This window comes from Streptomyces wedmorensis (assembly GCF_000716445.1).
Classification (GTDB): domain Bacteria; phylum Actinomycetota; class Actinomycetes; order Streptomycetales; family Streptomycetaceae; genus Streptomyces; species Streptomyces wedmorensis.
Genome location: NZ_JNWK01000046.1, coordinates 42,700 through 55,635, shown reverse-complemented (window position 1 = coordinate 55,635; position 12,936 = coordinate 42,700). Strand labels below are relative to the sequence as shown.

The 12,936-nt window shown below is 71.3% G+C and carries 10 protein-coding genes; 6 read left to right on the top strand and 4 right to left on the bottom strand.

Annotation, left to right across the window (positions count from 1 at the left end):
• The first annotated feature begins 267 nt into the window (after positions 1–267).
• A complete protein-coding gene (gene fabV, locus OO54_RS30170) occupies positions 268–1,476 on the top strand; it encodes an enoyl-[acyl-carrier-protein] reductase FabV (RefSeq protein WP_033208655.1) in 1,209 nt (402 codons plus the stop codon).
• A 57-nt stretch (positions 1,477–1,533) separates the two neighbouring features.
• Here the strand turns inward: fabV and OO54_RS30165 are convergent, their stop codons facing one another.
• On the bottom strand, positions 1,534–2,160 hold the full coding sequence (locus OO54_RS30165) for a phosphoribosylanthranilate isomerase (RefSeq protein ID WP_033208652.1): 627 nt from the start codon (positions 2,158–2,160) through the stop codon (positions 1,534–1,536).
• A gap of 163 nt (positions 2,161–2,323) precedes the next feature.
• On the opposite strand from OO54_RS30165, the gene OO54_RS30160 reads away from it, so the two are divergent.
• On the top strand, positions 2,324–2,560 hold the full coding sequence (locus tag OO54_RS30160; protein ID WP_033208650.1) for a hypothetical protein: 237 nt from the start codon (positions 2,324–2,326) through the stop codon (positions 2,558–2,560).
• Here the strand turns inward: OO54_RS30160 and OO54_RS30155 are convergent.
• Entirely contained in the window at positions 2,530–3,225 is a 696-nt protein-coding gene (locus OO54_RS30155) for a helix-turn-helix transcriptional regulator (protein ID WP_324611695.1), read from the bottom strand. The two genes, OO54_RS30160 and OO54_RS30155, sit on opposite strands and share 31 nt — an antisense overlap.
• A gap of 159 nt (positions 3,226–3,384) precedes the next feature.
• Between OO54_RS30155 and OO54_RS30150 the strand changes: the two genes are divergently transcribed.
• Positions 3,385–4,164 (top strand): NAD(P)H-dependent oxidoreductase, encoded by a 780-nt coding sequence (locus OO54_RS30150; RefSeq protein ID WP_033208648.1) that lies wholly within the window; start codon positions 3,385–3,387, stop codon positions 4,162–4,164.
• 197 nt (positions 4,165–4,361) lie between these two features.
• Complete coding sequence (locus OO54_RS30145) at positions 4,362–4,823, top strand: pyridoxamine 5'-phosphate oxidase family protein (protein WP_033208647.1); 462 nt, start codon at positions 4,362–4,364, stop codon at positions 4,821–4,823.
• Positions 4,824–4,963: 140 nt separating this feature from the next.
• On the opposite strand, the gene OO54_RS30140 is transcribed toward OO54_RS30145, so the two are convergent.
• Positions 4,964–6,364: a TerD family protein gene (locus tag OO54_RS30140; RefSeq protein WP_234439492.1), complete on the bottom strand. Its 1,401-nt coding sequence runs from the start codon at positions 6,362–6,364 to the stop codon at positions 4,964–4,966.
• Between the two features lie 514 nt (positions 6,365–6,878).
• Here OO54_RS30140 and OO54_RS30135 point away from each other — a divergent pair.
• Both OO54_RS30135 and OO54_RS30130 read left to right on the top strand, forming a co-directional pair.
• Complete coding sequence (locus tag OO54_RS30135) at positions 6,879–8,711, top strand: ricin-type beta-trefoil lectin domain protein (protein WP_234439493.1); 1,833 nt, start codon at positions 6,879–6,881, stop codon at positions 8,709–8,711.
• Positions 8,712–8,749: 38 nt separating this feature from the next.
• Entirely contained in the window at positions 8,750–11,842 is a 3,093-nt protein-coding gene (locus OO54_RS30130) for a glycoside hydrolase family 3 protein (protein WP_033208645.1), read from the top strand.
• A gap of 182 nt (positions 11,843–12,024) precedes the next feature.
• Here the strand turns inward: OO54_RS30130 and OO54_RS30125 are convergent, their stop codons facing one another.
• Positions 12,025–12,789, bottom strand: coding sequence for a hypothetical protein (locus tag OO54_RS30125; RefSeq protein WP_033208684.1), 765 nt, complete (start codon positions 12,787–12,789; stop codon positions 12,025–12,027).
• Positions 12,790–12,936 lie beyond the last annotated feature (147 nt).

The following is a 12,936-nucleotide window of genomic DNA, read 5'->3' as shown; positions in this document are numbered from 1 at the left end:
CCACACCTACAACCACCACCGCTGCCACACCGCACTCGACGGACACCCGCCGATCAGCCGTGTCAACAACGCCGCGGGTCAATACACCTAGGGCCTGTCCGGCGGATCAGGGCCGGACAGGCCCTAGTGGGAACCCTCCAAGCCCGGCAGGTCATCGTTGTGCCGGTCAAGATCACCGAGCTCGTCCGTGCGACAGCAGACTTGCAAGACGAGGTGGCCCAAGAGGCCGCCGCATCCTGTACGTGACGACAGCTGGGACACCACACCGTGAGCGAACGCGTCATTGCGCCCAAGAGCCGGGGCTTCCTCTTCCTCGACTCCCACCCCGGCGGCTGCCGGCAGGTGGTGGACGACATGTGGCAGGCCGTACCCGCACCGGTCGCGCCCGGCGGCGAAGGGCCCGTCGCGCTGGTCATCGGCTCGTCCGCGGGCTACGGCCTGGCCGCCACGATCGCGGGCCTGGCCCGTATCGGCATCCGGGGCATCGGCGTGTGCTTCGAGAAGGCGCCCGCGCGGCGCACCGGGACGGCCGGCTGGTACCGGACGGCCGCCACCGCCCGGCTCGCCCGGCAGCACGGGCGGGACATGGTGTTCCTCAACGGCGACGCCTTCGGCGACGCGATGAAGGAGGAGGTCGCCGACCTCCTCGCCGAACGGTTCGGCGGACGGCTCGACTACCTGATCTACTCCGTGGCCGCGCCTCGCCGCACCGACCCGGACACCGGCGAGGTCTACGCCTCCGTCCTCAAGCCGGTCGGGTCGCCGTACACCACCAAGACCCTCGTCTTCGACCAGGACGGCGCCCCCGAGGTCAAGGAGGTCACCACCGCACCCGCCGAAGGGGACGACATCGAGCAGACCGTGGCCGTGATGGGCGGCACCGACTGGGAACGCTGGGTCACCTTCCTGGCCGACCGCTCCCTCCTCGCCGAAGGCTTCACCACCGCGGCCCTGTCGTACATCGGCTCGCCCCTCACCGCGGCGATCTACCGGCAGGGCACCATCGGCGCGGCCAAGTCCCACCTGGAGGCCACCGCGCGCACGCTGGACGAGCGCCTCGGCAAGACCCTGGGCGGCCGGGCCGTCACCTCCGTCAACGCCGCGGCCGTCACCCAGTCCTCCACCGCCATCCCCGGCATCGCCCTCTACGTCGGACTGCTGCGTGGCGTCCTCGGCGACAGCATGATCGCCCCGATCGGCCAGCTGGTACAGCTGTGGGACCAGCTCACCGGCGCCCGCCCCCTCGACCTCGACGACGAGGGCCGCGTCCGCCTCGACACCTGGGAACTCGACCCCACCGTCCAGAACGCCGTCGCCGAACGCTGGTCCACCGCCACCAGCGACTCCATCACCGGCCTCGCCGACCTCGACTGGTTCAGCGACGAGGTCCGCCGCCTGTACGGCTTCTCCGTCCCCGGCATCGACTACACGGCCGCCGTCGAAAGCGACGTCGCCTGGCCCGCCCCGACCGCCTGACGCGGACGGAGCGGCGCGGCCGCGACCCCGTACCCCCATCGCATCGAGGGAGGATCCCTACGAGGCGGCCTGCTCCACGGCGGCTTCCTTCGCGGCGGCGACGAACGCGCGAATCCGCTGATGGTCCTTGACGCCCCGGGAGGACTCGACGCCGCTGGAGACGTCGACCCCCCAGGGGCACGCCCGGCCGATGGCCTCGGCGACGTTCGCCGGCGTGAGCCCGCCGGCGAGGAGCCATGTGCCCTGGGGGCGGCCCGACTCGAGAAGCGACAGGTCCCACGGTTCGCCGGAACCCGCCTGCGGCGAGTCGAGGAGGAGGACCTCCTCGCCGTAGGCGCCGACGCGCGTGTCGGGCCCGTCGCTCAGCGACGTGGCCCTCCACAGCCGCGGGAAGATCCCGGCCGCGACGGCGAAGTCGTCCTCCTGGTAGGCCGTTCCGTGCAGCTGAAGGGCACCGAAACCGAGCTCGCCGGCGATACGGGCGGCATCGGCGGCCGGCGTGTCGTTCACCACCAGAACGGACAGGACACCCTGCGGCACGTGGGCCGCGAGCCGCGCGGCCCGATCCCGTTCGAGCCCGCGCACGCTGGTCCGGCTGATCACCAGACCGACGGCGTCCGCGCCTGCCGCGACCGCCACATCGACATCGGCGGCCGTACCGAGCCCGCACACCTTGACGAACACTTCTCTCTCCTCTGCTGAACCCGCCGCTGCACCCAGACCCTACTCACCCCGCGGCACCCCACCGCCCCTACCCGTCGACGCACAGGTCCGTGATCCTTACGCGAGGTTGCGGAAACGCCGGACCACGTGGCACGAGCAGGATCTCGGTGACGGAACGTGGCTGATGAGGACGACGTCCGACCAGGACTTCTGCCTGACGGCCTACAGCGACCACGACGTGTACACGGAGCACTGCTCCGGCAGCGTCTGGCAGCGCTGGTCCGAGGAGTGGGACGGTGACCATGGTGTCTGGCGTCTCAAGCACGCGGCGACGGGGTGGTGCATCACGGACTACGACCGTGGTCTTCAGATCGGTGTCGACCCGCTGAACTACTGGGACAGCCGACAGTGGTGGCGCTGACGTCCGGAGCGCCCGCGAGGTGACCTCCCGGGATGAGCGAGCGTGAACACGGCCTCGGCGGAGGCGGTGTTCACGTCGCCCATGGCGAGTTCGCCGATGAGGGAGGCGAGGCGGGGGTCGTCGGGGTATTTGCCGGCGGCGAGGCGGAGGTGGCCGACGACGTCGAGGGCGCACTTCTCCCAGTCCGCGTAGAGGCCGCGCTCCGCTTCCTCGAGGAAGATGTGCCGGGCGGTGTTGAGGCCGGAGAGGGGCCGGCCGTACAGGAGCGCGGCGAGGTGGTTGCCGGCGAGCACGCCGAGGCGGTGGTCCATGATCAGCGCGGGTGCGTCGGTGACCAGGTCGAGGACGCGTCTCAGCTCGGGCCGGACGCGCCCGGCCGGGGCCTTCGCGAGGCGGCGGTGCTGCCGGGCGAGGCGGTAGAGGTGGCCGCGTTCCGTGTCGTCGAGGCCGAGGACGCGGGCGAGCGCGTCGAGGACCTGCTCGGAGGGCTGGGTCGCGCGGCCCTGTTCCAGGCGTACGTAGTAGTCGACGCTGACTCCGGACAGATGCGCGACCTCTTCGCGGCGCAGCCCCGCGACCCTTCGGCGGCTGCCGGTGGGGATGCCGGCGACCGCGGGGTCGACACGGGAACGCCGGGTTCGCAGGAAGCCAGCAAGATCGTCCATGCCCCCAGTATCACCTCGGCGGCGCCCGTGAACCTGGCCCTGTCAGTACCAGGAAGTCCCGTCCTACGGAAGCGGCGCCCCTGAACAACGCGGGGCGCGGCACGCAGGATCGAAGGCGTCCGATGCGCCATCGGCAGCACCCGATCCCCAGGAGTCCCCATGAAGACGCTGATCGTCTACGCCCACCCCGAGCCCGATTCGCTCAACGGATCTCTGAAGGACCTCGCGGTGTCGACGCTTGAGGGCGCCGGGCACGAGGTGCGGGTCAGCGATCTGTACGCGATGAACTGGAAGGCGGTGGTGGACGCCGCCGACTACGGCCCCGACGCTTCGAGCCCGCTGAAGGTCGCCCTCGACTCGGGCCGGGCCTTCGACGCCGGCACGCTCACCCCGGACGTCCGCGCCGAGCAGGAGAAGCTGCTGTGGGCCGACACCGTCGTCTTCCAGTTCCCGCTGTGGTGGTACACGATGCCCGCCATCCTCAAGGGCTGGGTGGACCGGGTGTTCACCTACCGCTTCGCATACGGCGTCGGCGAGCACAGCGACACCAAGTACGGCGAGCGCTTCGGCGAAGGCACCCTCGCAGGCCGGAGGGCGCTGCTTTCGGTCACCACCGGCGGTCCCGAGTCGCACTACGCCGTCCGCGGGATCAACGGCCCCATCGACGACCTGCTGTTCCCGATCCAGCACGGCATCCTCTACTACCCCGGCCTGGACGTACTGCCCCCGTTCGTCCTGTACGCCACCGACCGCATGACCGGCGAGGAACACGCGGACGCCGCCAAGGCCTGGGAACAGCGCCTGCTCACCCTGGAGTCGACCGAACCGATCGCCTTCCGGCGCCAGAACTTCGGCGACTACGAGATCCCCTCCCTCCACCTGAAGGAAGGACTCGAGCCCACGGGCCGCGCGGGCTTCGGCCTGCACGTGCGCGGCTGAGCCCGGGATGCCGCCGACTCCACGACGACGGCCGACTACAGCGGGGCCTTCCAACCGCTCACACCGCCGCTGAGGACCACCCGGGCACCGGGCATCCATCAGGAAGCGGCCGGCGGGCGTCTGAGCAACGGTCCGCCTCCAGGCCTAGGACCTGTGCCCCATGCGCACCGTGAACCCCCTGGCTAAGGTCGGCCACCATGCACGCTACGAAGATCATTCGCCGCAACACGGCCGAGCGCCGGAGGGACACCCTGGCCCGTCTCGCGTCAGAGCGCGACATCTGGGTGTCGACGGCCCACCCCGACCACGGCCCGCATCAGGTGCCCCTGTGGTTCCTCTGGGACGGACAGGCAGCGTGGACGTGTACCGACGCGAACTCCGCGACCGCGCGCAACGCACTCAGCGAACCACGCGTACGCCTGGCACTGCCGGACACCTTCGACGTCGTGCTGCTGCAAGGCGAGGCGAACTGCTATCCCGCACCAGAAGTCCCCCCGGACGCCGCAGACGCGTTCGCAGGCAAGTTCGGCTGGGACCCGCGCGAGGAAGAGGCCCCCTTCGTCTACCTGCGCGTGGTGCCGCGCACAGTACGCGCCTGGCGCGGAACACCGGAACTGCGGGGCAGGGTCGTGATGCGCGAGGGGGAGTGGCTGGAGTAGCGCGGGCGTCGCTCGAAGGTCCGCTCTCAGCCGCCCGGTGACCGGCGGGATGGGGACGGTCACCTCGTGGCGGACCGCGAATCCGCCGCCCGTCGGATCGTTGCCTGCCTGTCAGCCCGTCCTGCCCCGCCCCGCGGCGGTCAGCGAAGGGGGAGCGGGTCCAGGGTGAACTCCCAGTGGTGTCGGCCCTTGTCGATGACGAGGAGGACGGGGCCGTCCGGGATGCGGACCTTCTCCTTGACGCGACGGCCGTTCCAGGCGTGGACGAGCTGTTCGTCGGGGCGTCGGAGTTCGTCGGGGGTTTCGCCGCGGTACTGGTTGAGCTGGAACCAGCCGCTGTGACGGTCCGTCGCCCGGACCTTCAGGTCGGCCGCGGCGCCCGTGTGGATGAAGATCTCGCGGCCGCTGCCCTCGATCGTGCCCGGGCCGATCGGACGGGCCGCCGTCAGGGGCAGGACGGTGAGTTCCCACTTCCCGGACTGGCGCACCCTCAGCTTCAGCGGGCCGCCCTTGCGCGGCGGTACGAGGAGCGCGCGGCCGTAGAACTCGGGCAGGTCGGTGCAGAAGACGTCCTCGGAGCGCCCGGGGATGGCCACGTGGAGGAAGTGGTACTGGTCGACGCGTGCTTCCAGGATCACCGGTGCCGAGTCCTGGGGGAACGGCAGGTCCACGGTGATCGTCTTCGCACCCTTGCCGCTGTAGGTGAGCGGTTCGAAGGCGAAGAGCCCGGCTCCCCAGGAGAGGGACGCCGCGGGGGTGACGACGCCCGGTGCGCCGGCGAGCGGCGAAGCAGCCACTGGCACGGATACGCCTCCGGGCAGGGGCACGCCCAAGGGGCCGGGTACGCCCACGGCCACGCCGGGCCCAGCCGGAGGAGCCGCCGCCACGGCGGGCCCTCGCGCCGGAGGTGCGGTCGCGTCCCCAGGCACCTGGCCCGTCTTGGCCACACCCGTCAGCGCCTGAGGCCCCGACGCCGGCAGACTCACCGGAGCCACCGGAGCCGTGGCTTCCCCGCCCTCCGCCACCACAACCCCGAAGTCCGTCGCCAGCCCCGCCAGCCCCGACTCGTAGCCCTGGCCCACGGCTCGGAACTTCCATGCGGCGTCGCGGCGGTAGAACTCCCCGAGGACGAAGGCCGTTTCGCTGGAGGCGTCGGTGATGTCGTAGTGCGTGACGATGGTGCCGTCGACGGAGGTGACCTGCACGTACAGGCCGGGGACCTGGCCGAAGGCGCCGTCGTCGCAGGACCCGGCGATCAGGACGCGTTGGACGGAGGGTTCGAGGCGGAGGAGGTCCAGTTCAAGCCACTCGGCGAGTTGCCCGGCGCCTTCACCTGTGCCGACGTGGCGCACGGCGCCGGACGGGTGGGCGGGCTGGCCGTGGAAGACGATGTCGGCGTCGCCGCGGACCTGGCCGGTGGCGTCGAGGAGCATGGCGGAGGCGTCCACGACGGGAGCCCCTGGGGCCAGGTGCCGGCCTACGGCGATGCGTAGGGGGGCGGTGGGGACAGGGGCGTTGGCGCCTTTGGTGATGTGCGTCATGCGGCACATGGTGACAGTGGGCGTGGTGTGAAGAAAAGATCGTCAGGGCGGCTTCGGGTGCCGCGCCGGGAGGTTGTCGCTCACCGCGGGACGGGTTGGGCGCGCACGCCGTGGTGCGGACGGGCGGCGATCCTCCCGCTTTCCTGAAGCGCGCTCCCCGACTTTCCGGACGGCGCCCCTGCGCGCCTTCGGGGCGGTGCTGCCCCAAGTCTTCTTGAGGGCGCTCCCGAGGGCCCGCCGGTGAACGGCCCGAGGTCCCGAATCCGTAGACCGTGTTCAGGAGTTGAAGCGCGAGAGGGGTTGACGGGCGTCTTCCGCCTCCATAACTTCACACCTTGATGTAAGCCTTGCCGTCCTGCGGTGCGTACGGCGGTCCGGGTTCGGCGGTCCGAAGTGTCGGTGTGGCGGCGTCCTCTGATGAAGGGTCTGTCAGGTGCACTACAAATCTTGGTCGGCCGCGCGTCGGGGTCGGTCGCGACAGCGACGCCTCGCCGCGCTCGTGAGCGGCGTTCTGATGGCGAGCGGGCTGGTGATGACCGGTCCTGGCGTCGCGCAGGCCGCGGGGGAGCGGGTCGACGTCTGGCTGACGACCACGTCCGATGCCGGAGGGCGGACCGTGACCAGGGGCCTCGCCCCGCAGCCGGCGACCGCCTTCGGGGCCGCCGGGGGCAACGCGAGCCACACCGTCACGGTCGACGAGGGCACCACCTACCAGCAGTTCGAAGGAGGTGGGGCGTCCATCACGGACACGACCGCTCACCTCCTGCGGGGTGGGGCGGTCAGCGCCGCCACCCGCGACGAGGTCATGCGCAAGCTGTTCTCGCCCACGGAGGGCATCGGACTGTCGTTCGTCCGCAACCCGATCGGCGCCTCCGACCTGTCCAGGCCCGGGAACGTATCCCTCGACGACACGTGTTGCGACCTCTCCGACTTCGGAACGAACGGCTACGACGCGAACGTACGGCTGCTCACGGCCCAGGCCAAGCAGCTCAACCCGGCACTGCGGGTGAAGGGGGTGCCGTGGAGCGCGCCCGGATGGATGAAGGACAACGGCCGGATGGACCAGATGGGCTGGCTGAAGTGGGAGTACTACCCGCTCTACGCCCAGTATCTGGTCAAGTACGTCCAGAGCTACCAGGCGGCCGGGGTGAAGGTCGACTACCTGTCCGTCCAGAACGAGCCGAACTGCTGCCAGGCGAGCAACCCCACCGCCATGAACTACCCGGGGATGAGCTGGAACCCCTCCGGCCTGGTCGAGTTCACCAAGAACCACGTGTACCCCGCGTTCCGGGCGGCCGGCATCACCACCAAGGTCCTCGTGCACGACTGGAACTACGGCGACTACGCGAACTTCGGCGCGGCCGTCCTCGACGACGCCGGTGTGCGGAACGACCCCCTCTTCGGCGGGATCGCCTGGCACGGCTACTTCGGTGACCCGGCCGTCGGCAGCCAGGTCCACACCCAGTACCCGTCGGTCCGGCAGTTCAGCACCGAGCACTCCGGCGGCACGTGGATCGGCAACCAGCACGACGAGGACCTGAAGGACATCGTCGGGTACGCCCGCAACTGGAGCAGCAGCCTGGTGAAGTGGAGCCTGGCCCTCAACCAGGACATGGGCCCGCACAACGGCGGCTGCGGCACCTGTACGGGTCTGATCACCGTCCAGGAGGGCGGCGCGCGCGCCGGTCAGGTCGACTACACGATCGAGTACTACACGACCGGGCACCTCACGAAGTTCGTCCGGCCCGGCGCGTACCGCATCGCCTCGACCGACGACGCCGGCCTCCCGAACGTCGCCTGGCGCAACCCCGACGGCTCCAAGGCCCTCATCGCCCACAACGGCGGCGCGTCGGCCCAGTCCGTCCGCGTCGACTGGGGCGGCCAGTCCTTCACGTACACGCTGCCCGCCCGTACCACCGCCACCTTCACCTGGTCGGGCACGACGAGCGGCACCGCCCCCACCGGCCCGCTGACCGGGCTGGCCGGCAAGTGCCTCGACGTGGCCGGCGCGGCCACCGCCGACGGCACCCCGGTCCAGCTCCACACCTGCAACGGGACCGCGGCGCAGCGCTGGACGCTCGCCGCCGACGGCACCGTCCGGGCCCTCGGCAAGTGCCTCGACGTCACCGCGGCCGGAACCGCCGACGGCACGAAGGTCCAGCTCTACACCTGCAACGGGACGGGCGCGCAACGTTGGTCGTACGCCCCGGGAACGCACGACGTGGTGAACACGGCCGCGAACAAGTGCCTGGACGTCACCGGCAACTCCTCGGCCGACGGCACCCGCACCCAGATCTGGACCTGCACGGGCGGCGCCAACCAGAAGTGGACCCACCAGCCGTCCTGAACCGACCACCCGCCCGTACCCTCCTCCGAGGAGCCCGCATGCCGCACCCGCGCCACCGAAGAAGGGCGAGCGCCGCCGTGCTCGCCGCCACCGCAGTCCTCGCCGGACTGATCGCCGGAGCGGTGCCCAGCGCCGCCGCCCCCGGGGCCGAAGGAGACCCGGCGCCCCGGCCCGTCGACCGCTTCGAGGGAGAGGTCCCCTTCGCCGGGCCGCCCGCCGAAGGCCTCTTCACCTGGGGCAGCGACACCGACGACCACCCCGCGCTCAGCCTCGCCGAGCGCGCCGACGCCCCCGAGGGCACGAAGGTCCTCGAAGGCCGCTACGACATCAGCGGCTGGGGCGGATTCACCCACGACTTCGCCTTCGACCGGCCCGCCCAGGACTGGACCGCCCACAAGGGCATCCGCTTCTGGTGGTACGGCCAGAACACCGCCCCGCTGCCACCCGGCTCCGGCAAGCGCGTCAACTTCGAGCTCAAGGACGGCGGAGCGAACGGCGAGGCCTCCGAACTCTGGACGACCTCCTTCACCGACGACTGGGAGGGCTGGCACCTCGTCGAGATCCCCTTCTCCGAATTCCACTACCGCGCCGACTACCAGCCGGTCGGCGGGATCGACCAGGTCCTCGGCCTCGACCGCATGTGGGGGTACGCGCTCACGCTGCCGACCGGCGCACCCGGACGCTTCGCCCTCGACGGCGTCGAGCTGTACGGCAAGGCGGAACCCGCACTGAACACCCGGGTCGTCACCGGCGCTGTGGTCCACCCCGTCGACGAGGGCGGCACCGCCCGCATCGACGTCTCGGTGACGACCACCGGTTCCGCACCGACCGGCGAGCCCGTCACCGTCACGTACACGACGGACGACAACGGCCCCGCCGAGCCCGGGAAGGACTACTCCCCGGTGTCCGGGAGCCTGGAGTTCCCGGCCGGCACGCCGTCCGGAACGACCCGCTCGATCACCGTGCCGACCCTGAAGGACCGGACGGGCGAGGAGGCCGAGACGATCCCGGTGAAACTGACCGTCGACGGCGCGAAGGCACCCTCCGAGACACCGGCCGTCGTCGTCAACGCGCACGGACTGCCCTACCTCGACCCGCGCCTGCCCGTGAAGAAGCGGGTCGCCGACCTCCTCTCCCGCATGACGCTCCGCGAGAAGGCCGGCCAGATGACCCAGGCCGAGCGCAACGCCCTGCGCTCACCCGGGGACATCGCGGGCTACGCCCTGGGCTCCCTGCTCTCCGGCGGCGGCTCGGTCCCCACCCCCAACACCCCGGAGGCGTGGGCCCGCATGGTCGACGCCTACCAGCTGCGCGCCCGGGCCACCCGGCTGCAGATCCCCCTGATCTACGGCGTGGACGCCGTGCACGGACACAACAACGTCATCGGTTCGACGATCATGCCCCACAACATCGGGATCGGCGCCGGACGCGACCCCGGCCTCGCCGCCCGGACCGGCGCCGTCACCGCCAAGGAGGTCCGCGCCACCGGCGTCCCCTGGGACTTCGCGCCCTGCCTGTGCGTGACCCGGGACGAACGCTGGGGCCGCTCGTACGAGTCCTTCGGCGAGGACCCCGCACTCGTCACCGCCATGGAGACCGTGATCACCGGAATGCAGGGCGCCCGCGACGGCCGGGACCTCGACCGGAACGACAAGGTCCTCACCACCGCCAAGCACTTCGTCGGCGACGGCGGCACCGCCTTCGGCTCCTCCACGACCGGCTCGTACACCATCGACCAGGGCGTCACCCGCGTCACCCGCGACGAACTGGAAGCCGTCCACCTCGCACCCTTCACCGAAGCCGTCGAGCAGGGCGTCGGAACGGTCATGCCCTCGTACTCCTCGCTCGACGTCCTCGGCGACGACCAGGGCCCCGTGAAGATGCACGCGAACGCCGAGATGATCAACGGTGTGCTCAAGGACCGCATGGGCTTCGAAGGCTTCGTCATCAGCGACTGGCAGGCCATCGACCAGATCCCCGGCGACTACCCGAGCGACGTACGGACCTCCGTCAACGCCGGCCTCGACATGATCATGGTGCCCACCGACTACCAGGGCTTCACCCGCACGCTCGTCGCCGAAGCGGAGGCCGGCCGCGTCCCGACCGCCCGCGTCGACGACGCCGTCGCCCGCATCCTCACCCAGAAGTTCCGCCTGGGCCTCTTCGAGGAGCCCTACGCGGACCCCACCCACCTCGCCTCCGTCGGCTCACCGGAACACCGCGCCGTCGCCCGCGAAGCCGCCGCCGCCTCCCAGGTGCTGCTCAAGAACGACGGCGCCGTACTGCCCCTCAAGCCCACCCAGAACGTGTACGTGGCCGGCTCCAACGCGGACGACCTCGGCAACCAGGCCGGCGGCTGGACCGTCACCTGGCAGGGAGCCTCGGGCCGCACGACCACCGGCACCACCATCCTGGAAGCCATGCGGAAGTCCGCCGACCCCGGCACCACGCTCACCTACTCCCAGGACGCCTCCACACCCACCACCGGACACGACGTCGGCGTCGTCGTGGTCGGCGAGAAGCCGTACGCCGAAGGCATCGGCGACGTCGGCAACGGCCACGACCTGGAACTGACCGCCGCCGACAAGACCGCCGTCGACCGCGTCTGCGCCGCCATGCCCTGCGCCGTTCTCGTCGTCTCCGGCCGCCCCCAGCTCATCGGCGACCGACTGCCCGCCATCGACGCCCTCGTGGCCTCATGGCTCCCCGGCACGGAAGGCGACGGCGTCGCCGACGTCCTCTACGGACGCCGCCCCTTCACCGGCCAACTCCCGGTGACCTGGCCCAAGTCCCAGGACCAGCTCCCCCTGAACGTGGGCGACACCCGCTACGACCCCCAGTTCCCGTACGGCTGGGGCCTCACCACACTCCGCACCACCCCCCAGGGCGGCGAGCCCGCCCTGCGCGCGATCGGCCTCGCCGCCCGCGCCCTCCAACAAGCCGGACTCGGCGACTCCGCCGCATCCCGGCGACTCGTCGGCCGGGCCCGGCTCATCGTCCAGGACCGCATCGGCCCGAACATCACACAGAACACGGCGAAGCCCTTCGCCGAAGCGGACCACCTCCTCCTCAGCGGTGACCCCACGGCCGCCGTCTCCAAGCTGACCGACGCCTTCCGCGCCGCCGGCTGACCCCCTCCGTCACGGTCCCGCCGCCCACCACCCGTGCGGCCGGCGGGACCGTGACGAACCCCGGAACGTCCGGCGGTCCCGCCCCTGCCCGCCCCGCGGCCACGTGATCCCGAGGCCGCCGACGACAACCCGACGACCGCCCCGACGAACCGGGGCGCATCACCGAGCCGCCGCCCGACCGATCAGTACCGATGACCAGGCCAGTACGGATCGTCCCACCGGTCCGGTCCGGTGAGGCCGAGCAGCCGTATCCGGTGCAGCAGATCCTCGGACGCCCCGTACGCGCGCAACCGCGCGGACGCGTGACGCCCGAGCCACGCCGTCAACTCGCCGCGCACCCCCTCCTCCTCCGCGTCCCAAGGACGCCAGGGAAGCCGGTCGCCGAGCAGTTCGTACTCCCAGTGCGCCACCGCCTCCGCCAGGTGCCCATCGGCCGCCCGTCCGCGCACCGCCTCCCAGGCACCGAGCCACGGCCCCACCATGCCCGTCGCCTCGACACACAGCACGAACACGTCATACGCACGCACAGCAGGATGAGGATCGACGAGCACGTACGCCCACCAGGCCCCCAAGAACTCCTCCACCGCTCCCGCCTGCTCGGCCGGCCACCCCCGCCAGCTCCCCCGAGCGAACGCCAGCCCGACCTCCTCCATCCCGACGACGGGCTCGACCAGCCCCCCGACGAGTGCCGACGCGAACTGAGGCAGGATCCGGCGCAGCACCGCCCCGTGATCACTCCAGTCGACCGCCTGCCACGTCCGCCGCAACAGATCAGGCCCCAGCTCTGCGTCCGCCACCTTCAGCTGCGCGAGCTCCTCCGCGCTCCCCCAATGACACACGCAGTTGGTCTCGTCAGGATCAGCCGTCATCCCACGGAACGTGACGGCCAAACCGTCCAGCGCCGCTTCCAACCGGCATCGGGCAAGGGACAGTTCGGTGTTCATCATGGACATTCGCCTTCGGGACTCCGGCGGCTCACGCCCCCGAAGATCACCAACTTACCGGCGGCCCGCTCTCCGAGGCACACCACCTCGCCCCAGGGCGTACGGCCCGGCTGACCCGGGGGAGCACCGCCCACCTGCCCCCTCCGTGGC